Here is a 20,094-nt window from a genome sequence, read left to right as displayed (position 1 = left end):
GCGAGTGAAGGGTCAGCGTACGCGAGTCCGCGTGTCCCACACGTGGTCAAGCTCTCATCCCGGCGGCGGCCCCCGTGTGGTGTGCACCACTCGCACCCCTCCGCTCCTCCCCCCGCATGCACACGCCCTCACGGTGCGTAGCCGCGATTCCGTCCCCGCCGGTCGCGGCGTCGATACTCGTCCCCGTGACCACTGTGCCCGTAGACGACGTCCCCGCGAAGCCTCCCGGACCGCGCCGTGCCGCGCCGGCGCTCGCCGCCTTCGCCGCGGTGCGGCTGCTGGGGCTGGGGGTGCTCGCGCTGTGGTGCGCGGCGGCCGGCAGCAGCCCCCACACCCTGCTCTCGGCCCGCTGGGACTCGCTCTGGTACGCACGGATCGCCGCCGAGGGGTACGGGTACGAGGTGGTGCTGCCCAGCGGGGCCGTCCATTCCAACCTGGCCTTCTTCCCGCTGCTGCCGTGGCTGGAGCGGCTGGTGGCGGCGCCCACGGGGCTCTCGTACGGATCGGCGGGCCTGGTGGTCTCCGCCGTGGCGGGGCTCGCCGCCGCCTGGGGGATCTTCGCCGTCGCCGATCTGCTGTACGGGCGGCGCGCCGGGGTGCTCGCGGTGGCACTGTGGGCCGCGCTGCCGGTGGGGATCGTGCAGTCCATGGCGTACAGCGAGTCGCTGTTCACCGCCCTGGCCGCCTGGGCGCTCTACGCGGTGCTGCGCGGGCGGTGGATCGCGGCGGGCCTGCTCGCGGCGGGGGCGGGGCTCACCCGCCCGGTCGGGGCGGCGGTGGTCGCGGCGGTGTGGGTGGCGGCCGCCCTGGCCTGGCGGCGCGGGGAGCGCTCGTGGCGGACGGCGGCCGGGGTACTGCTCGCTCCGCTGGGGGCGGCGGCGTACGCGCTGTGGGTGGGGGCCCGGACCGGTGGCGGGCCGACGGGCTACCTGGACGTGCAGGCGGGCTGGGGCAACGGCTTCGACGGGGGCTGGGCCTTCGCCCGGTTCATCGGGGCGCGGCTGGCCTCCCCCGCCTTCGCCGCCGGCGTGGGCCTGGTCGCGGGGGTGCTGCTGGTGCTGTGGCTGTACCGGCTGTGCGTGCGGGACCGGCAGCCGGCCGCGCTGCTCGTGTACTGCGGGATCGTGGTGGCGCTGGCCCTGTGCGCCTCCGGGTACTTCGGCTCCAAGCCCCGGCTGCTGCTGCCCGCCTTCCCGCTGCTGCTGCCCCTGGCGGTGGCGCTGGCGCGGTGGCGGACCGGGCGGGCGGCGGCCGTACTGGGTGCGCTGGCGCTGGCCTCGGCGGCGTACGGGGCCTTCTGGCTGGGCGGTTCGGGACCTCCGTAGACCGGTGGCGGCGGGCGGGGCACACGGACGGGCGCACGGATGGGGCGTGATCACGGAATGGATCATTCCCATCCATGATTGCGCAAAGGAATTGGCCGACGGCAATAAATCGCGTGTAAGTATGCCGATAATTACGGCGGCGGGACTGCCGGAGTTGAATCCGGAAAGTTCCAACAAGTGCCGGAAGAAGGGGAATTAAGTCCCCCCATGAGACGCACTCCACATCACATGGTCATCACAAAGCGCGCGATTCGCCCGGGCTGCGCTTCAACGCGCGGTAACGTCGATTGAGTGCGTACCGACCAAATGCTTGCCCGTCTGGAGCCGGTGTTCGCCCGGCTCGACCGGGAACCAGAGCGACCGGCTCATCTGCAAACTCCGCAGATGAGCCGGCATCGCGTCGTGCTCCTCTCCGCGACCCTCGCCTTCTACCTGGTGACCGTCGTGGCCGTGTTGACGACCTCCTGGCTCGTCCGGCTGGACTGGCAGATCATGTTCTTCCGGCCCTACGAGCAGTGGCCGCAGGTGCACGCCTTCCTCGACTACCTCGTCGTACTCGGCCAGCGCGGGCCCACCGCCGTGATGGTCGCGGCCTGGCTCGGCTGGCGCTCCTGGCGCCAGCACACCCTGCGTCCGCTGATCGCGCTCGGCGTGGCGCTGCTGCTGCTCAACATCACCGTGGGCTCCGTCAAGCTCGGCCTCGGCCGGCTCGGCCCCCACTACGCCACCCAGATCGGCTCGGCCGAACTCTTCGCCGGCGGCGATATATTCCCTTCGGGCCACACCGCCAACGCCGTGGTGACCTGGGGGATCCTGGCCTACCTGGCCTCCACCACCGTCACCCGCCGGGTGCTGTCCGTGGTCTCCGCGGTGGTCTCGCTGAGCGTCGGCGCCACCACCGTGTACCTCGGCACCCACTGGGTGAGCGACGTGCTCCTCGGCTGGACCGCCGGACTGCTCATCATGCTGGCGCTGCCCTGGTTCGAGCCGCTCATCAGCCGCGCCGAGGCCTACGTCTTCGAGCTGCGCGAGCAGTGGCGCCGCCGGCTGGAGGAGGGCCGGATCTCCGAACCCGTCGCCGCCGCGATCACCCCGCTGCTCTCCGCGGGCGGCAAGTGGCAGCCAGGACGCGCCCCCGCCGACGCGGAGGACGGGGCTCCGGCGTCCGCCGCCCAGGCCCCCGCCACGCACTCCCCCGCGCTGCGCCCCGCCGCGCACCAGCTCTCCCGCCAGCACGTCATACGCTCGGAGCGGACCCCGCTCACGCCCGGGGGCAGCCGCCGCCCGGCACACACCGAGCGGGCCTCCGCCCGGGGAGCCTCGGCCCGCCCGGCCACGGGCGGCTGACCCCCCGCGGGGCCGGTACGCACAGCCCCACCCCGCACCGCGAGAAACGGCGGGCCGGTCCCTCGGACCGGCCCGCCGTCGGCGTTCATATGTCCGGACACGTCAGCCCGGTGAGCGGATGTTCCTCCGCGCCGGGTCACACTTGTGTCACGGGTTGTCGACAACCGCCGCGGTAATCCCGGCTTGGCGAACCCCTTTCGAATTCCGCCGGGCATAAGGAAATCCGCGGGTCCGGACTTACTCCTGCCGGATTTCCGCGCTCCTGTCCAGGGCCCGGCCCAGGAGGTCCCTCAGACCCCGGATCCGGTCCGACAGCTCGGGCGGCTCCACCACCTCGAACTCACAGCCGAGCAGCATCACGTGAATCACCAGGACGTCGAGGCTGACCGCCCCGGTGCGCAGCAGGCAGCTCTGCGCGTCGACCGGCTCCAGCACCCCGTCGGCGGGCCCGATGATCCCCGCCGCCTCCTCGGCGGGGACGCGCAGCCGCAGCAGCGCCCGTGCCGCGTACGCGCCGTGCGACACGCCCTGGGACACATAGGCGGCGAGGTCCTCGGCCGGGGCCGGGCGCGGTACGAAGCGCGGGCCGTGCGGTGGGCGGGGCTCGATCCGGTCCGCGCGGAAGGTCCGCCAGTCCTCCCGGTCGAGGTCCCAGGCGACGAGGTACCAGCGCCGCTCGGTGCACACCAGCCGGTGCGGCTCGACCATGCGCCGGCTCACGCCGCCGCCGTGGTCCCGGTAGCCGAACCGGAGCCGCTCGCTGTCCCGGCAGGCGGCGGCGAGCTCCGTGAGCACCGAGGGGTCGACGGTGGCCGGACCGGGGCCGCGCAGCATGGGCACGGTGAACTCGTTGAGCGCCGAGACCCGTCCGCGCAGCCGGAACGGCAGCACCTGCTCCAGCTTCGCCAGGGCCCGTACGGAGGCCTCCCCGATCCCCTCGACGCCGTTGCCGGCGGCGGTGCGCAGGCCGACGGCGACCGCGACGGCCTCGTCGTCGTCCAGCAGCAGCGGCGGCAGCTCCGCCCCGGCCCCGAGCTGGTACCCGCCGCCGGTACCGGGACTGGCGTTCACGGGGTAGCCGAGCTCGCGCAGCCGGTCGACGTCCCGCCGCACGGTCCGGGAGGTGACCCCGAGCCGGGCGGCGAGGTCGGCACCGGTCCATTCCCGGTGGGCCTGCAGGAGGGAAAGCAGGCGCAGCAATCGCGCGGAGGTCTCAAGCACGCCCCCAGTGTGACGCCTCCCCCCGCGCCGGACGGGCGGCGGACCCCTCAGGGCACCGGGGCGGGGGCCGGGACCGGCTTCGCGGGGGTCGGCTTCGCGGGAGCCGGGGCCGCGGAAATCGGGGAGGCCGACGGCGCCGGAGCCGGCCGGGCGGGACCCGTGGAGGCCGACGGCGCCGGCGTCGGAGCGGCGGAACTCGCGGGAGCCGGCTTCGCCGGAGCCGGGGCGGCGGGCCCCGCGGGGACCGGCTTCGCCGGAGCCGGGGCCGACGGCGCCGGAGCCGGCACGGCAGGGCCCGCGGAGGCCGACGGCGCCGGCGTCGGAGCGGCGGAACTCGCGGGAGCCGGCTTCGCCGGAGCCGGGGCCGCGGGCCCCGCGGGGACCGGCTTCGCCGGGGGCGGGGTGGGCGGGTTCGCCGGGGGGAGGGTGAGGAAGAGGCCCACCTTCAGCTGCGACGCCGCCGGACCGATCAGCGTGCGATTGGCTGCGTAGAGGGGACGCCATCCGCCGGGCACGCGGCGTCGGCGGGCGATGCCGTCCAGGGTGTCCCCCTCCCGCACCACGTGCATCCGCCCCGCCAGCCCGTACCGCTGCGCGCACACCGGCCACGCCTCCCAGCCCTGCCCCGCCAGCAGCTCCTCCGCGACCCGGATCTGCTGCTCCCGGCTCGCCAAGTCGGCCCGCGCCGCGTACACCGGCCCCCCGTAGGCCTCCCACGTCCGCTGCGAGAACTGCAGGCCCCCGTAGAAGCCGTTGCCCGTGTTCACCGCCCAGCGCCCGCGGCTCTCGCAGTCCGCGACGCAGTCCCACGGCCAATGCCCGCCCGGCCCGCAGTCCCCGGGCCCCGTGCCGATCACGCCCGGCGAGCCCGGGTACGCGACAGCCGCCGGGCCGGAGGCCGGTGGCGGCGGCGCGGCGACCGCGCCGACACCCGGCGGGAGGACGAGCACCAGCGCGGCGACCGCCGCGGCCACGGCGGCGGCCGCCGCCCGCCGCATACACAGATCGGGCATCGGCTCACGCTACGGAGCCGATGCACCCGGCCCGCCGCGCCACGCGGCGCCCGCCCCCGCCCCACCCGGTCGGCCGACACGGCACGCACCCCCGACCCGACAGAAAACAGGCGTCAACTGCACACGAAGGGGCAACAGTTGGCATCAAGCAGAAGCCCCGGTCGGACGGTTCACTCTTCCGGGTGGCCGGTTCGATTCCGTTCCCTCAAACGGCGTGACCCCGGCCGCCGCTCCTCCGTTGATCCCGGCGAGCCGGGAACCCCCCGGCCTCCGCACGAATGAGGAGCCACCCCGTGCCGCGCATGCTCGACGTCAGTCTTGAGGTACGTGCCGAGATCGGTGACGAAGAAGCCGACAGGCTGCTCACCGGCGACGACGCCCCGGGCAGTTACGACTGCACCTCCTGCCGCACTCCCGGCGACCCCGAGACCGACCCCACGAGCACCGTGCTGTTCGTGGGCGAGGAGACCGCCGTTCTCGCCTTCGCCCACGCGGCCTGCATCCCCTCGCAGGTCGTCGCCGTCTCCGAGGAGCAGCTCCAGGGCGCGGTCCGCAGCATCACCGGCGACAGCCCGGCCCCCGCCCCGGAGCAGGCCGGCGGCACGGCCCCGCAGTCGGTGCCCGGCGGCCAGGCCGTCCTCGGCATCACCAGCGGCCTGATCCTGATCGCCGGGGAGCTGCACCCGGCGCTGGTCGTCGAGCCGACCGCTCCCATCGCCCGGCCCGGCACCACCGGACCCGGCGACGACTTCCTCCCGCTCCTCATCGAGCAGGGCTTCATCCCGGTCACCGACACCAACGAGGTCCCGTCCGCCCTCGCCGGCTGGTCGGTCCTGCTGGCCGGCGGGCAGCTGCACGCCGTGCTCCAGCCCGGCGCCGAGGGCGGGCAGCAGGTGGCCTGGTGGCAGGCGCACCAGGCGCTGAGCGTGACGGACGGCTGGCGGGCCGCCGTCAACAAGACGCAGCGGGTGCTCCTCTACGCCGCCCCGGTCGGCTCCATCGGCCAGCAGCCGCGCGAGGACCTGCTCCGCGACGCCCTCGACAAGGCCGCCAGCAACGGCAAGCTGGTCGGCGCCTCGATGCCCCTGGCGGGCACCCCGGGCGCCTGAGCTCCTCTCCTCCCCACCCGGAAACCGCCGTCCCACCCCCGCCGAGGGGGCCGGACGGCATGCGCCGGGGGTGCGCGGTCCGTCCCGCGCACCCCCGGCGATCTGCGTTTTTCCGCCCCTTCACCCCGCATCCGCAGGGCGCCGGTTTCGTTGGCTGATACGTGCATTCATACGACCCCTCCCGCGCCCCGTTCCGTGCGAGCAGCGCCTCGCCCACCCCGATCTACGACAGCCTGTACTCGGAGTACCTGCGCGCCTTCCGGGCGCTGCCGGGCGACCGTACCGGCGAGGAGCACCTCGGCTTCACCGCGTTCTCGTACGGCAGCGGGTACACCGGCACCTCGTACGGCGGCAGCACGGGCGGCTCGTACGGCAGCGGCTGGAACGGTTCCTCGTGGCAGCAGGCCGACACCTGGCAGCCCTCGTACGTCCCGCAGCAGGCCCAGCCGGCGTACTCGTACGCGGGCGGCTCCGGATACGGCGGCGGGCGGCAGCACCAGACCGGGATGCAACACGTCCCGGCGGCCCTGCCGCCCGCTCCGCGCCGGGGCTACTGACCCCGGACCGCCGCTGCTACTTCTTCTTCTTGTACTGCGCGCCGCGCTTCTCGCGCACCCGCACCGAGATGTGGAGCGGGGTGCCCTCGAAGCCGAACTCCTCGCGCAGGCGGCGCTCGATGAAGCGCCGGTAGCCGTGCTCCAGGAAGCCGGAGGCGAAGAGGACGAACCGCGGCGGCTTGCTGCCCGCCTGGGTACCGAACAGGATGCGGGGCTGCTTGCCGCCGCGGATCGGGTGCGGGTGGGCCGCGACGATCTCGCCGAGGAAGGCGTTCAGCCGGCCGGTCGGGACGCGCGTCTCCCAGCCCGCGAGGGCGGCCTCGATCGCCGGGACCAGCTTCTCCATGTGGCGGCCGGTCTTCGCGGAGACGTTGACGCGGGGCGCCCAGGAGACCTGCTGCATCTCCGTCTCGATCTCGCGCTCGAGGTAGTAGCGGCGCTCCTCGTCCAGCTCGTCCCACTTGTTGTAGGCGATGACGATCGCGCGGCCGGCCTCGACGGCCATGGTGATGATGCGCTGGTCCTGGACGCTGATGTTCTCGGTGGTGTCGATCAGGATGACCGCCACCTCCGCCTTCTCCACGGCGGCGGCCGTGCGCAGCGAGGCGTAGTAGTCGGCGCCCTGCTGGAGGTGGACCTTCTTGCGGATGCCCGCGGTGTCCACGAACTTCCAGGTGACGCCGCCGAGTTCGATCAGCTCGTCGACCGGGTCGCGGGTGGTGCCGGCCAGCTCGTTGACGACGACGCGGTCCTCGCGCGCGACCTTGTTCAGGAGGGAGGACTTGCCGACGTTCGGGCGGCCGATCAGGGCGATGCGGCGCGGGCCGCCGAGGGCCGTGCCGCCGAAGCTCTGCTCGGGGGCCTCCGGCAGGGCCTCCAGGACGGCGTCGAGCATGTCGCCCGTACCGCGGCCGTGCAGCGAGGAGACCGGGTGCGGGTGGCCGAGGCCCAGGGACCACAGCGCGGCCGCGTCGGCCTCGCCGCTCTGGCCGTCGACCTTGTTGGCGCACAGGACCACCGGCTTGCCGGAGCGGCGCAGCAGCTTGACGACGGCCTCGTCGGTGTCGGTGGCGCCGACCTTGGCGTCCACGACGAAGACGACCGCGTCGGCGGCGTCGATGGCGTACTCGGCCTGGGCGGCGACGGAGGCGTCGATGCCGAGGACGTCCTGCTCCCAGCCGCCGGTGTCGACGACCTTGAAGCGGCGGCCGGCCCACTCGGCCTCGTACGTGACGCGGTCGCGGGTGACGCCCGGCTTGTCCTCGACGACGGCCTCGCGGCGGCCGATGATGCGGTTCACCAGGGTCGACTTGCCCACGTTCGGGCGGCCGACGACGGCGAGGACCGGGAGCGGGCCGTGGCCGGCCTCCTCGATCGCGCCTTCGACCTCTTCGAGGTCGAAGCCTTCCTCCGCGGCGAGCTCCATGAACTCCGCGTACTCGGCATCGCCAAGTGCTCCGTGGTCGTACTGGTCGTTCATGAAGTCCGTTCCTCGTCGTTCGTGGTGATCGGTGGCACCCGCGCAGCGCGGTTCCACTACTAGGTCAAGTCTCGCTCAGCGCCCGGTGAGGCGCTTGGCGTCGGCCAGGTGGGCGGTCAGCCGTCCCTGGATGCGTACGGTGGCCTCGTCCAGCGCGGTGCGCGTACGACGGCCCGTGCCGTCCCCGGCGTCGAAGGCCGGGCCGAAGACCACGTCGACCCGGCTGCGCAGCGGCGGCAGGCCCTTGACGAGCCTGCCCTTGGCCTCGGTGCTGCCCAGGACGGCTACCGGCACGACCGGGGCGCCGCTGCGGACCGCGAAGTAGGCGAGCCCGGCGCGCAGGGACGCGAAGTCACCGTCACCGCGGGTGCCCTCGGGGAATATGCCCAGGGCGCCGCCGTTCTCGAGGACGGCGAGGGCCCGGGTGATCGCGGTGCGGTCGGTGCCGGCGCGGTCGACCTTCACCTGCCCGATCCCTTCCAGGAAGGGGCCGAGCGGGCCGACATACGCCTCCTTCTTGATCAGGAAGTGCAGCGGCCGCGGCGCGGTGCCCATGACCATGGGGCCGTCGATGTTGTGCGCGTGGTTCACGGCCAGGATCACGGGGCCGGAGGCGGGCACCTTCCAGGCGCCCAGCACGCGCGGCTTCCACAGCCCGTACATGAGGCCGATGCCGATGCGCCTGCCGACCGCCGCTCCCTTGAGGGAGGGCGCTTCACTCACTTGCCCCGCCGCTCTTCCACCAGGGTGACCACGCATTCGATCACCCGGTCGAGCGTGAGGTCGGTGGTGTCCACCTCGATGGCGTCGTCGGCCTTGGCAAGCGGGGAGGTCTTGCGGCCGGAGTCGGCCGCGTCCCGCTTGATCAGGGCCGCCTTGGTGGCCGCGAGGTCCGCGGCCTCCTTGCCGCGCAGCTCGCCGCTGCGGCGTGCGGCGCGGGCCTCGGCGGAGGCCGTCAGGAAGATCTTGAGATCGGCGTCGGGCAGGACGGTGGTGCCGATGTCCCGGCCCTCGACCACGATCCCGTCGGCCTCCTCGGCCGCCGCGGCGGCGATGGAGCGCTGGAGGTCGGTGATCAGGGCGCGCACCTCGGGGACGGCGCTGACGGCGCTGACCTTGGAGGTGACCTCCTGCGTGCGGATCGGGCCGGAGGCGTCCAGGCCGTCCACCGTGATGGTGGGGGCGGCCGGGTCCGTACCCGAGACGATGGCCGGCTTGCCGGCGGCGAGGGCGATCGCCTGCGGGTCGTCGGTGTCGACGCCGTTGGTGATCATCCACCAGGTGATGGCCCGGTACTGGGCACCGGTGTCCAGGTAGCGCAGCCCGAGCTTGGCGGCCACGGCCTTGGAGGTGCTGGACTTGCCCGTGCCGGAGGGACCGTCGATGGCGACGATCACGGCGGACGGAGCGGCGGTTTCCACGGTGCGGGCACCTTCCTGGTTGCGCGTAGTGTGCGGGCGCGCCAAAAGCGCCCCCGCACCAGGTTACCGGCCCCGGGCGCCCTCCGTTCCCGGCCGGCCCGGCCGCCCCTCGCGGGGCGGGATCACTGCGGCCTGAGCGCCCAGCCCCGCTCGCGCAGCTCGGTGGTGAGCGGGGCCACGGCCCGCGGCTCGACCATGAGCTGCACCAGGCCGGCCTGCTGGCCGGTCGCGTGCTCGATCCGCACGTCCTCGATGTTGACCCCGGCCCGGCCGGCGTCCGCGAAGATCCGCGCCAGCTCGCCGGGCTTGTCACTGATGAACACCCCGACCGTCTCGTACGCCGTCGGCGCCGCGCCGTGCTTGCCGGGGACGCGGACCCGGCCCGCGTTGCCGCGCCGGAGGACGTCCTCGATGCCCGCGGCGCCGCCCTTGCGCTCGGCCTCGTCGGCGGACTGGAGGCCGCGCAGCGCCTCCACAGTCTCCTCCAGGTCGGCGGCGATGCCGGCCAGGACGTCGGCCACCGGTCCCGGGTTGGCCGAGAGGATCTCCACCCACATCCGGGGGTCGGAGGCCGCGATCCGGGTCACGTCCCGGATGCCCTGCCCGCACAGCCGGACCGCCGTGTCGTCGGCATCCTCCAGGCGGGCGGCGACCATGCTGGACACCAGCTGCGGGGTGTGCGAGACGAGCGCGACCGCCCGGTCGTGGGCGTCGGCGTCCATCACCACGGGGACGGCCCGGCACAGCGCGACCAGCTCCAGGGCGAGGTTGAGGACCTCGTGGTCGGTGTCCCGGGTGGGGGTCAGCACCCAGGGCCGGCCCTCGAACAGGTCGGCCGTGGCCGCCAGCGGGCCGGAGCGCTCCTTGCCGGCCATGGGGTGGGTGCCGATGTAGGCGGAGGTGTCCGCGCCCAGCGCGGCGAGCTCGCGGCGCGGGCCGCCCTTGACGCTGGCCACGTCCACGTAGGCGCGGGCCAGACCGGCGCCGATCGCGTCGGCCAGCGCGGCGGCCACGTGGGCGGGCGGTACGGCGACGATCGCGAGGTCGACCTGGCCCTCGGGGGCGTCGTCGGTGCCGGCGCCCAGGGCGGCGGCCGTGCGGGCCTGCGCCGGGTCGTGGTCGACGAGGTGGACGCTGATCCCGCGGGCGGTCAGGGCGAGCGCCGCCGAGGTGCCGATCAGTCCGGTTCCGATGACGACGGCGGTTCTCACGGAGCGCTCCAAGGGTGATCACGTAACGGCAGGGCCTGACTCAGGGTAGCCACCCGGTACCGCGCGAGGACCCGGCGGTCCGCCCTGTGGACGGTGCCGGGTCCTCGCGGAGCCGTGCCGGGGTCAGAGGTTCTGCTTCCGGATGATGTCCTCCAGCGACTCGGTGGGCACCTGGCCGTTCGGGGTCAGCTTGTCCACGGCCTCCGGAAGCGTCCGGGCGATCCGGTCGGCCGCCTCCTCGGGGCTGACGCCCGCCTGCCGGGCCGTCTCGCGGAGGGTGTCGTCCGGCAGCGCCTCCTTGATCTGGGCGCCGCTGACGGGCTGGTTGTCGCCGGTGCCGATCCAGGACCGCGCCTGGTCGGCCAGGCCGGACCTGGTCAGCATGTCCAGCAGGCCGCCGAGGGGGTTGTCCGCGCCGCCTCCGGCCGTGACGCCGCCCGCCGTGCCGTCGCCGGCCGCCCGGCCACCGGCCGCCGCGCCGCCGCCGCCCATCAGGGCGCCGAGCAGCGCGCCGAGGATGCCGTCGCCGCCGGCGCCACCGCCCCGGCCGCCGCCGAGGAGCCCGCCGAGGAGTCCGCCTAGGTCGTTACCCGCCATGGTCCTGTGCCTTTCGAAGGGGGACCGGGCGGGCGCTTCAGCGTCGGGCCCGGCTTCGGGACACGGACAATGTCACCCGGATCGCCCCGTACTGCCACTCGGAGCCCGGCGGCCCGGTCCGGTGCGGTAGAACCACCGGCATGATCTTCCACATCGTTCCGCTCGCCGCGTGGAGCGCCGCGCCCGGCTCCCCGTACACCCCCGGCTCGCTCGCCTCGGAGGGCTTCGTGCACTGTTCGGCGGACCGGGCCACCGTGCTCGCCCTGGTGGAGTCCCGCTACCGGGAGACGCCCGGGACCCTGCTCGCCGTGGAACTCGACGAGGCGGCCCTGACCGCCGAAGTCCGCCGGACGGGCCCCGGGGACCGGTACCCGCACGTCCACGGGCCGTTGAACCGCGACGCCGTGCTCCGCGTGTGGGAGGTCGTACGCACACCCGGCGGCCCGGCGGACCTGGTCCCCCGTCAGCCGGAGTGAGACGGACGGTGTGGCGGGCTTCTCCTGGGGCCCGCCGCGCGCCAGGATGCACCTCGCCAGCCCGGCCACCCAGCAAGGAGCCCCGCATGACCGAATCCCCCACCGCCCGGCGCACGGTACTGGCGGCCGGAGCCGCCGCCCTGGCGGGCGGCACCCTCGCCGCCTGCGGCTCCGGCACGGAGAAGCCTCCGGCGGGTACCTCCGCCCCGGGCACGGCCCCGGAGCCGCTCCTGAAGTCCTCGGCGGTACCGGTGGGCGGCGGCATGGTACTCAAGGAGGAGAAGCTGGTGGTCACCCAGCCGACGGCGGGCGCCTTCCGCTGCTTCACGGCGGTGTGCCCGCACCAGGGCTGTCTGGTGAACAAGGTCGAGAACGGCACGATCGACTGCCCCTGCCACGGCAGCAAGTTCAAGGTGGCCGACGGCGCGGTGCTGCAGGGGCCGGCGACCAAGCCGCTCGAGGAGAAGAAGATCACCGTGTCCCCGGAGGGGGAAATCTCGCTCGCGTAGCGAGCGCCGCGCCGCCTACCCTCCCCGGATGGACGACCTCACCCTGGTCCGGGACCACACCGTCTACGCCTGTGTGATGGGCTCCCGCGCCTTCGGGCTGGCCACGGAGGCGAGCGACACCGACCGGCGCGGTGTCTTCCTCGCCCCCACGCCGCTCTTCTGGCGGTTCGAGAAGCCCCCGACCCATGTCGAGGGGCCCCGGGAGGAGGAGTTCTCCTGGGAGCTGGAGCGCTTCTGCGAGCTGGCGCTGCGCGCCAACCCGAACGTCCTGGAGTGCCTGCACTCCCCGCTGGTGGAGCGGATCAGCCCGGTCGGCGAGGAACTGCTGTCCCTGCGCGGGGCCTTCCTCTCCCGCCGGGCCCACACCAGCTTCAGCCGCTACGCGGCCTCCCAGCACGGCAAGCTCCTCGCGGACGTCCGCCTCCACGGCGCCCCCCGCTGGAAGCACGCCATGCACCTGCTGCGCCTGCTGGCCTCCTGCCGGGACCTGCTGCGCACCGGCCGCCTCACGATCGACGCGGGCCCGGACCGCGAGCGCCTCCTCGCGGTCCGGCGGGGCGAGCTGGGCTGGGACGAGGTCGACGCCTGGATGACCCGCCTCACCGAGGAGTCCGAGGCCGCCCTCGCCTCCACCCCGCTGCCGGCCGAACCGGACCGGGCCCGCGTCGCCGACTTCCTCCACCGCGCCCGCCGCGCCTCGGCGGTCTGACCGCCGGGCGCCGCCGCGCACGGCTCACGCGTCCCAGAGGGCGCCGAAGGCCAGCAGTTCCTCGCGGTACTCGATGCGGCCCTCCCAGTCCCGGGGCCAGACGTCCGCGCCGAGGTGGGCGCCGGCGAAGGCACCGGCCAGACAGGCGATCGAGTCGGAGTCCCCGGCCGTGCAGGCCGCGCGGCGCAGGGCCGTCAGGGGCTCCTCCGGAAAGAGCAGGAAGCACTGCAGCGCCGTGGCCAGGGCCTCCTCCGCGATCCAGCCCTCGCCGGTGGTCAGACAGGGGTCGGTCTCGGGGGACGGCGCGCGCAGGGCGGCGGCGAGGCGGTCCAGCACGGCCAGGCACTCGTCCCAGCCCCGGGCCATGAAGGACTCCGGGGAGGCGTCGCTGGCCGTCCGCATCCACAGGTCCCCGAGCCAGCGCTCGTGGTAGCGGGTGCGGTTCTCCAGGGCGTACGAGCGCAGCTGCCCGACCAGGCCGGTGACCTCGGCTCCCCGGGCGAGGAGGTGCACGGCGCGAGCGGTCAGGTCGGAGGCGGCCAGGGCGGTGGGGTGGCCGTGGGTGAGGGCCGACTGGAGCTGGGCGGCGCCCGCCCGCTCCTCGTCGGTCCAGCCGGGGACCAGCCCGACCGGGACCACGCGCATGTTCGCGCCGCAGCCCTTGGAGCCGGTCTGGCTGGCGTCGCGCCAGTCGCGCTCCGGATCGTTCAGCAGGCCGCACGCCACCAGGCAGGTCCGGCCGGGGGCCCGGTTGTTCTCCGGGGAGTGGTACCAGTCGACGAACTCCTCGCGGACCGGGCGGGTCAGCCGCAGCGGGCCGACCGGGCCCCGGTCGGCGGCGGTGCGTATGCCGCGCGCCAGGGCCAGGGTCATCTGGGTGTCGTCGGTGACGATCGCGGGGCGGGGCAGCCGCATCTCGCGCCACGGACCGGTCTTGGCGAGGATCGAGGGAACGTCGTGGAACTCCGTCGGGAAGCCGAGGGCGTCGCCGAGGGCCAGGCCGATGAGGGCGCCCGTCGCGGCACGCTTGGTGGCGGTCACAGGGTGGGTCCTTCCGAGGGGCGGAGCAGGGGCGGGTGGAGGGTGGTCGCCGGTCCGGCCCGGTACAGCGCGGCCGGTTTGCCGCGGCCACCGGTCAGCCGGGCGGCTCCCGGCACGGCCTCGACGAAGCCGGGCGTGGCGAGCACCTTGCGGCGGAAGTTCGGGCGGTCCAGGGAGGTGCCCCAGGCGGTCTCGTAGACGGCCTGGAGCTCCCCGAGGGTGAACTCGGGCGGGCAGAAGGCGGTGGCCAGGCAGGTGTACTCCAGCTTCGAGCCCACCCGCTGCCGGGCGTCCGCCAGGATCAGCCCGTGGTCGAAGGCGAGCTCCTCGACCTCGCCCACCGGCACCCACCGGGCCCGGTCGGCGTCCCCGCCGCCCTCCTCGGCCGGTTCCGGCATGTCGGGGACCAGGGCGGTGAAGGCCACCGACACCACCCGCATGCGGGGGTCCCGGTCCGGTTCGCTGTAGGTGCGCAGCTGTTCCAGGTGCAGGGCGGTGACCAGCTCCGGCGGGAGGCCGGTCTCCTCGGCCAGCTCGCGGCGGGCGGCCGTCTCGGCGGACTCCCTGGGCAGGACGAAGCCGCCGGGGAGCGCCCAGGCGCCCGCGTACGGTTCCTGGCCGCGCCGGATCAGCAGGACGTGCAGGGCTCCGCGGCGCACGGTGAGGACGGCGAGGTCGACGGTCACCGCGAAGGGCTCGAAGGAGTGCGGGTCGTACGACGCGGGGGCGTGCGGTCCGGAGCGGCCGTCATGGCCGCCCGCCGCCGGGGCGTTCACCGGCGCTCCGGGAGGGGCGCCGCGAAGTGCCAGCCCTCGGCCAGCAGGCCGTCGACCGCCGCCACGGCCGTTTCCAGCCGGGTCCGCCGCTCCCCGCCGACGACCAGGAAACGCCTCCCGGTGCGGGCGAGTTCCCGGCGGAAGCGGGCGGTCATCCACGGTCTGAGCTCGGGGCCGTCGCGCAGCCCGTCGTCCTCGAAGGGCACGCCCTCGTGGTCGGTCAGCAGGTACAGGTCGCGGGGGCGGCGGGCGGCGATCTCCTCGACCTCCGCGTTGCGGCCGCCGAGGTAGCGCTCGTGCCAGATGCCGGTGGCGAAGGAGTCGGTGTCGCAGAAGAGGACCGGGGAGCCGAGCCGGGCGGCCCGCTCCTCGGCCTCGTCCTGGCGGCGGGCGATCACCGGGAACTCCGGCGAGCAGAAGGAGACGTCCTCCCAGGAGGCCGCCGGGTCGGCCGCGCGGGCGGCCGCCAGCTTCTCCTCGCTGTACTGCCGCCCGTACTCGGCGACCCAGCCCGTCTTCGCCCACACGCCGCCGCGCCGCCGGTAGTGCGCGGCCAGCTCCCGCGAGAGGGTGGTGGTGCCGGTGGACTCGGCGCCGAGGACGACCACCCGCCGGGCGAGGGCGGCCCGTACGCCGGGCCCGAGGAACTCCCAGCACCGGACCGGGTCCTCGCGTACGGCGGTCCCCGACACGGGGAACAGGGTGCGCGCCGGGTCCACGCTGACCTCCTGGGCGCCGAACCGCCGGGCGAGCTCGGTGCCGTACTCCTCCGAGGTGAAGACGGCGTCCACGCGCCGGCCCACGGCGCTGCGGAAGACCGCCATGTGCGCTTCCCAGATGGCGGGGTCGCGCAGGTCGACGGGGATGTCGTCGACCGCGCCGACCACCTCGGCCCCGGGGTGCGCCCCGCGCATCCAGGCGACCCGGTCGGCGAGCGGCACCGACTCGACGGAGGCCGCGCAGACCAGGACGGTCAGCCGTTCGCACTGGTCCTGGGCGGTGCGCACCAGGTGGTGGTGGCCGGCGTGCGGCGGGTAGAACTTGCCCAGCACCAGCCCGTGGCCGTAGCGCTCGCCGCCGCTCATGCCGTCGCCTCCAGGGTCATGCGGGCGCCCCGGGCCGGGAGCGTACGGTGCCAGCCGACGAGCCCGGCCACGCACAGGGCGAGGAAGCCCGTGTAGAGGACCGAGGTCAGGTACAGCCCCTTGGACGCGTAGAGCGGGATGTAGACGAGGTCGGCGGCGATCCACAGCCACCAGGACTCCAGGAGCTTGCGGCACTGGCCGTAGGTGGCCATGAGGGAGAGCCCGGTGGTGAGGGCGTCCCAGAACGGGACGGTGGAGTCGCTGACCCGGCCGAGCAGCAGGGTCAGGGCGGCGGTCCCCACCGCCCCCGCCGCCACCAGCCAGACCCATTCGGCGCGCGTGGTGCGGCGCACCGGCAGGGTTCCGGCGGTTCCTGGTCCACCCCCGTGGGTCCAGGACCACCAGCCGTAGGCGGCGAGGGCGATGAAGACGATCTGGAGCCCGGCGTCGGCGTAGAGGCCGGCCTGGGTGAACAGCACGATGAAGAAGAGGTTGTTGGCGATCCCGACCGGCCAGTTGGCGATGTGCTGCCGGGCCACCAGCCAGACGCACACGGCGCCCGTGGCGAAGCCGAGGATCTCGGTCCAGCTCGTGTTCCAGCCCATGAAGGCCGCCCCTCCCTTTATAGTCATCTTGACTATAAAGGCGGGGAGCGGCCGGCGGCAAGCACCGGGGACGGACCTGGGGTGCGGGCGCGAGGCAGGGCAGGGCAGGGCAGGGCAGGGCAGGAGACGCAAACGAAGAACCCGCGGCGCCGGAAAGGCGCCGCGGGTCCTCGGGACTTCGGGGGTGGGGCCTACAGGCCGACCTCGCGCATCAGCATGCCGACCTCGGTGTTGGTCAGGCGGCGCAGCCAGCCGGACTTCTGGTCGCCCAGCTCGATCGGGCCGAAGGAGGTCCGGACGAGCTTGTCCACCGGGAAGCCGGCCTCGGCCAGCATGCGGCGGACGATGTGCTTGCGGCCCTCGTGGAGGGTCACCTCGACCAGGTAGTTCTTTCCGACCTGGTCGACGACGCGGAAGTTGTCGGCGCGGGCGTAGCCGTCCTCCAGCTCGATGCCCTCCTTGAGCCGCTTGCCGATGTCACGCGGCAGCGAGCCGGTGATGGCCGCGACGTAGGTCTTCTGCACGCCGTACTTCGGGTGCGTGAGGCGGTGGGCCAGCTCGCCGTGGTTGGTGAGCAGGATGATGCCCTCGGTCTCGGTGTCGAGCCGGCCGACGTGGAAGAGACGGGTCTCACGGTTGGTGACGTAGTCGCCGAGGCACTGGCGGCCGTCCGGGTCCTCCATGGTGGAGACGACACCGGCGGGCTTGTTCAGCGCGAAGAACAGGTACGACTGGGTGGCGACGGTGAGGCCGTCGACCTTGATCTCGTCCTTCGGCAGGACGCGCTTGCCCTGCTCCAGCACGATCTCGCCGTTGACCTCGACGCGGGCCTGCTCGATGAGCTCCTCGCAGGCCCGGCGCGATCCCATGCCGGCACGGGCGAGCACCTTCTGCAGACGCTCACCCTCCTCCTCGGCGCCCGGGAAGGTCTTCGGGGTCTTGATCACGGGCTTGTCGGCGTACCGGTCGCGCACGCGCTCCTCGATCCGCGCGTCCAGCTCGCGGGGACGTGACTGGCCGCTGCGGCTGCCCGGACCGCGGCGCGGGCCGCCGGCCCCGCCGATGCCGGGGGTCCGGGAGGTCTTGGGGCCGCCCTTGGCCCCGCCGCGCGCCGCCGCGCCGCGGGCGCCGCCGCCACCGGCCTTGGGGCCGCTGCGTCCGTTGCGCTCGCCCTCGGGGCCCACGTCGTAGCGACGCTCCTCGGGACGGGGGTTGCGGGGCCGCTGGGGCGCCTGGTCACGGTCGCGGCCGCGCGCGTCGGAGCCGCCGCCCTGGTACCCGCCGGAGGAGCCACCGCCGCGGTAGCCGCCCCCACCGGAGGAGCTGCCGCCGGAGGAGCCTGCACCCCGGTAGCCACCGCCCCCACCGGAGGAGGAGCCACCGCGGTAGCCACCGCCGCCGGAGGAGCCGCCGCGGGAGCCACCGCGTCCGCCGCCACCGCCGCCGCTGTTCCTGTTGCCGCCACCGTTGCCGTTGCCGCTGCTTCGCATCAAAGTTCCGTCGTCTTGTCGTCGTCTACGTCAGTGTCCGGTGCGTCCGGATCGAACGACGGCACACCTTCTTGCGTCTCGGCTTCGATCGCGTCCGCCTCGGGAAGGAAGGGCGCGAGCTCCGGGAGCTCGTCCAGGCCTCGCAGGCCCATCCGCTCCAGAAAGTAGTTCGTCGTCCTGTACAGGATCGCACCTGTTTCGGGTTCCGTGCCCGCCTCGGCCACCAGACCCCGCTGGAGCAGGGTCCTCATGACCCCGTCGCAGTTGACTCCGCGGACCGCCGAGACCCGCGAACGGCTCACCGGCTGGCGGTACGCGACCACCGCCAGCGTCTCCAGGGCCGCCTGGGTGAGCCGGGCCTGCTGCCCGTCCAGGACGAAGGCCTCCACGGCGGCCGCGTACTCGGGCCGGGTGTAGAACCGCCAGCCCCCGGCGACCAGCCGCAGCTCGAAACCGCGGCGCTGCGCGGTGTACTCGTCGGCGAGGGCGCGCAGGGCGTCGTCGACCTCGCGCGGTGTGCGTTCCAGCACCTTGGCGAGGTGTTCGGCGGTCGCGGGCTCGTCCACGACCATCAGGACGGCCTCCAGCGCGCCCTTCAGCTCCAGCCGGTCCCGCACCCCGGTCATTCCGCCACCTCCACGACTCGGTCGAACTCGTCCGTCACCTTCGGCGTCCCGTCGCCGTCCCCGCCGCACCAGCGCACGGTGAGGGTGAGCAGGGCCTCCGGCTGGTCGAGGGCCACGGCCTTCTCCCGGTACAGCTCCAGCAGCGCCAGGAAGCGGGCGACGACGGTGAGGGTGTCCGGGGCGTCCTCGGTCAGCTCCTGGAACGTCGCCTCACCCCGCGCCCTGAGGAGGCGTACGACGTGCCCGGCCTGCTCCCGCACGCTGACGAGGGGGGCGTGGATGTGGTCCACGTACACCTGCGGCGCGGCCTTGGGCTGCATGGCCCGCACCGCGAGGCGGGCGAGGCCGTCGGCGCCGATGCTGATCACCACCTCGGGCAGCAGGTCGGCGTGGTGCGGCTCCAGCCCGACGGTACGGGGGTACCGCCTGCCCTCCGCCTCGGCACGGTCCTGGAAGATCGCGGCGATCTGCTTGTACGCCTTGTACTGGAGCAGCCGGGCGAAGAGCAGGTCCCGGGCCTCCAGCAGGGCCAGGTCGGCCTCGTCCTCGACCTCGGCGGCGGGCAGCAGGCGGGCGGCCTTCAGGTCGAGCAGGGTCGCGGCGACCACCAGGAACTCGGTCGTCTGGTCGAGGTCCCAGTCGGGGCCCATGGCCCGGATGTGCGCCATGAACTCGTCGGTGACCTTGGACAGCGCGACCTCGGTGACGTCGAGCTTGTGCCGGGAGATCAGCTGGAGCAGGAGGTCGAAGGGCCCCTCGAAGTTGTCGAGCCGCAGCGTGAACCGCCCGTCGCCCGCGCCGGGCGGGCCGGGCGCCGGGGGCGCGTCCGGGGCTCCGGGATCCGGCGCCGGTCCCGCGGCGCCCGTGGCCGGCCCCTCAGGGGCCGGGGAGGCCGTCAGCGCATCCTCCCCGCCGCCGGCCGGGCCGCGGGCCTCAGCGGGCGCCTCAGGGGCCTCCTGGGCCGCCCCCGGCCCACGGCCGGGGCTCCGGCGGGCGGGGTCTTCGTTCGGGGGCATCGCGGTCCAGGGTGGTACGGGAGGTCGGCCGGCCGGCCACATGCAGCGTAGGCCCTGACCGGTCGCCCGCGCGGACGCCGCCGCGCGGAGGCGGGGCGGCGGCCCGCACCGCGGGCCGGGCAACCGCCACGGGCGGGGCTTCGGGCCCGCACCGGCGGGCCCTCCGCGGGCGGGACGGCCGACCGGCCCAGGGCCCGGGCAGCGGGCCGACAGGGCATAGGCCGTCTCTTTCGATCTCGCCGGTCAAGCCCGCGGCGTCTGCTGCGGTGCCTCGCAAGGCGGAGGCACAGCGCGCGTACTGGACGTACTCGGCTGTGCCGACAACGCGGCGAGGCGCCGTGCCAGACGTCGCGGGTCAGACAAGATCCGGGAGAGACGGCCTAGCTGTATTGACCCGCAGCGTTGTTCACGCGGCTGATGGGTGGCATGCCGCCCAGTGCGGTGTGGCAGCGGTGGTGGTTGTAGGTGTGGAGGAAGTCT

21 protein-coding genes and 1 pseudogene are annotated in these 20,094 nt (G+C 74.3%); 7 read left to right on the top strand and 15 right to left on the bottom strand.

From position 1 onward, the window contains the following. The first annotated feature begins 194 nt into the window (after positions 1–194). Together ACFY7H_RS27995 and ACFY7H_RS27990 are read left to right on the top strand one after the other, a co-directional pair. Positions 195–1,325: a glycosyltransferase family 39 protein gene (locus ACFY7H_RS27995; protein WP_388943593.1), complete on the top strand. Its 1,131-nt coding sequence runs from the start codon at positions 195–197 to the stop codon at positions 1,323–1,325. Between the two features lie 291 nt (positions 1,326–1,616). Continuing rightward, positions 1,617–2,672: a phosphatase PAP2 family protein gene (locus ACFY7H_RS27990; RefSeq protein ID WP_388943371.1), complete on the top strand. Its 1,056-nt coding sequence runs from the start codon at positions 1,617–1,619 to the stop codon at positions 2,670–2,672. 237 nt (positions 2,673–2,909) lie between these two features. On the opposite strand, the gene ACFY7H_RS27985 is transcribed toward ACFY7H_RS27990, so the two are convergent. Together ACFY7H_RS27985 and ACFY7H_RS27980 are read right to left on the bottom strand one after the other, a co-directional pair. Beyond that, positions 2,910–3,893, bottom strand: coding sequence for a helix-turn-helix transcriptional regulator (locus ACFY7H_RS27985; RefSeq protein ID WP_388943369.1), 984 nt, complete (start codon positions 3,891–3,893; stop codon positions 2,910–2,912). A gap of 47 nt (positions 3,894–3,940) precedes the next feature. Further along, entirely contained in the window at positions 3,941–4,906 is a 966-nt protein-coding gene (locus ACFY7H_RS27980) for a transglycosylase family protein (protein ID WP_388943366.1), read from the bottom strand. Positions 4,907–5,199: 293 nt separating this feature from the next. Here ACFY7H_RS27980 and ACFY7H_RS27975 point away from each other — a divergent pair, with 293 nt between their 5' ends. Continuing rightward, the gene (locus ACFY7H_RS27975; protein ID WP_388943363.1) at positions 5,200–6,015 is read left to right on the top strand and encodes a hypothetical protein; all 816 of its coding nucleotides are present in this window, start codon (positions 5,200–5,202) and stop codon (positions 6,013–6,015) included. 161 nt (positions 6,016–6,176) lie between these two features. Beyond that, a complete protein-coding gene (locus ACFY7H_RS27970; protein WP_388943360.1) occupies positions 6,177–6,572 on the top strand; it encodes a hypothetical protein in 396 nt (131 codons plus the stop codon). A 16-nt stretch (positions 6,573–6,588) separates the two neighbouring features. On the opposite strand, the gene der is transcribed toward ACFY7H_RS27970, so the two are convergent. The 5 genes from der to ACFY7H_RS27945 form a co-directional block, all read right to left on the bottom strand. After that, positions 6,589–8,052, bottom strand: coding sequence for a ribosome biogenesis GTPase Der (gene der / locus ACFY7H_RS27965; RefSeq protein WP_388943358.1), 1,464 nt, complete (start codon positions 8,050–8,052; stop codon positions 6,589–6,591). Between the two features lie 75 nt (positions 8,053–8,127). Beyond that, the gene (locus ACFY7H_RS27960) at positions 8,128–8,811 is read right to left on the bottom strand and encodes a lysophospholipid acyltransferase family protein (RefSeq protein WP_388943355.1); all 684 of its coding nucleotides are present in this window, start codon (positions 8,809–8,811) and stop codon (positions 8,128–8,130) included. Then, positions 8,772–9,473, bottom strand: a complete 702-nt coding sequence (cmk, locus tag ACFY7H_RS27955) for a (d)CMP kinase (RefSeq protein WP_388943352.1) — start codon at positions 9,471–9,473, stop codon at positions 8,772–8,774. Before cmk ends, ACFY7H_RS27960 begins: the two co-directional genes overlap by 40 nt. A 122-nt stretch (positions 9,474–9,595) precedes the next feature. Continuing rightward, on the bottom strand, positions 9,596–10,684 hold the full coding sequence (locus ACFY7H_RS27950) for a prephenate dehydrogenase (RefSeq protein ID WP_388943349.1): 1,089 nt from the start codon (positions 10,682–10,684) through the stop codon (positions 9,596–9,598). 123 nt (positions 10,685–10,807) lie between these two features. Next, the gene (locus ACFY7H_RS27945) at positions 10,808–11,281 is read right to left on the bottom strand and encodes a YidB family protein (RefSeq protein ID WP_388943346.1); all 474 of its coding nucleotides are present in this window, start codon (positions 11,279–11,281) and stop codon (positions 10,808–10,810) included. A 140-nt stretch (positions 11,282–11,421) separates the two neighbouring features. On the opposite strand from ACFY7H_RS27945, the gene ACFY7H_RS27940 reads away from it, so the two are divergent. From ACFY7H_RS27940 to ACFY7H_RS27930, 3 genes are all read left to right on the top strand, one after another. Beyond that, positions 11,422–11,757 carry a DUF952 domain-containing protein gene (locus tag ACFY7H_RS27940; RefSeq protein ID WP_388943343.1) on the top strand — a complete coding sequence of 112 codons (336 nt, stop codon included), beginning with the start codon at positions 11,422–11,424 and terminating at the stop codon, positions 11,755–11,757. An 86-nt stretch (positions 11,758–11,843) separates the two neighbouring features. Beyond that, positions 11,844–12,266 (top strand): Rieske (2Fe-2S) protein, encoded by a 423-nt coding sequence (locus ACFY7H_RS27935; protein WP_388943341.1) that lies wholly within the window; start codon positions 11,844–11,846, stop codon positions 12,264–12,266. A gap of 28 nt (positions 12,267–12,294) precedes the next feature. Continuing rightward, complete coding sequence (locus ACFY7H_RS27930; RefSeq protein ID WP_388943338.1) at positions 12,295–12,975, top strand: DNA polymerase beta superfamily protein; 681 nt, start codon at positions 12,295–12,297, stop codon at positions 12,973–12,975. A 24-nt stretch (positions 12,976–12,999) separates the two neighbouring features. On the opposite strand, the gene ACFY7H_RS27925 is transcribed toward ACFY7H_RS27930, so the two are convergent. The 8 genes and pseudogenes from ACFY7H_RS27925 to ACFY7H_RS27890 form a co-directional block, all read right to left on the bottom strand. Then, positions 13,000–14,016: an ADP-ribosylglycohydrolase family protein gene (locus ACFY7H_RS27925; RefSeq protein ID WP_388943336.1), complete on the bottom strand. Its 1,017-nt coding sequence runs from the start codon at positions 14,014–14,016 to the stop codon at positions 13,000–13,002. Next, positions 14,013–14,792 carry an NUDIX domain-containing protein gene (locus tag ACFY7H_RS27920; RefSeq protein ID WP_388943333.1) on the bottom strand — a complete coding sequence of 260 codons (780 nt, stop codon included), beginning with the start codon at positions 14,790–14,792 and terminating at the stop codon, positions 14,013–14,015. Before ACFY7H_RS27920 ends, ACFY7H_RS27925 begins: the two co-directional genes overlap by 4 nt. Beyond that, positions 14,789–15,877, bottom strand: a complete 1,089-nt coding sequence (locus tag ACFY7H_RS27915) for an AAA family ATPase (RefSeq protein WP_388943330.1) — start codon at positions 15,875–15,877, stop codon at positions 14,789–14,791. The genes ACFY7H_RS27920 and ACFY7H_RS27915 overlap by 4 nt, the downstream gene beginning before the upstream one ends. After that, a complete protein-coding gene (gene pnuC / locus ACFY7H_RS27910) occupies positions 15,874–16,509 on the bottom strand; it encodes a nicotinamide riboside transporter PnuC (protein ID WP_388943327.1) in 636 nt (211 codons plus the stop codon). Before pnuC ends, ACFY7H_RS27915 begins: the two co-directional genes overlap by 4 nt. Positions 16,510–16,673: 164 nt before the next feature. Then, positions 16,674–17,972 (bottom strand): pseudouridine synthase, encoded by a 1,299-nt coding sequence (locus ACFY7H_RS27905; protein WP_388943324.1) that lies wholly within the window; start codon positions 17,970–17,972, stop codon positions 16,674–16,676. Next, positions 17,972–18,598: an SMC-Scp complex subunit ScpB gene (scpB, locus tag ACFY7H_RS27900; RefSeq protein WP_388943320.1), complete on the bottom strand. Its 627-nt coding sequence runs from the start codon at positions 18,596–18,598 to the stop codon at positions 17,972–17,974. The genes ACFY7H_RS27905 and scpB overlap by 1 nt, the downstream gene beginning before the upstream one ends. Next, positions 18,595–19,614: a segregation and condensation protein A gene (locus tag ACFY7H_RS27895; protein WP_388943317.1), complete on the bottom strand. Its 1,020-nt coding sequence runs from the start codon at positions 19,612–19,614 to the stop codon at positions 18,595–18,597. The genes scpB and ACFY7H_RS27895 overlap by 4 nt, the downstream gene beginning before the upstream one ends. Before the next feature lie 380 nt (positions 19,615–19,994). Then, positions 19,995–20,094, bottom strand: a pseudogene (locus tag ACFY7H_RS27890) (IS481 family transposase); the annotation flags it as partial.

Origin of the sequence: Streptomyces sp. NPDC012794 (assembly GCF_042901085.1) — a bacterium.
Taxonomy (GTDB): domain Bacteria; phylum Actinomycetota; class Actinomycetes; order Streptomycetales; family Streptomycetaceae; genus Streptomyces.
Note: the sequence above shows the minus strand (reverse complement) of the source record. Positions and strands in the feature narration are given on the sequence as shown.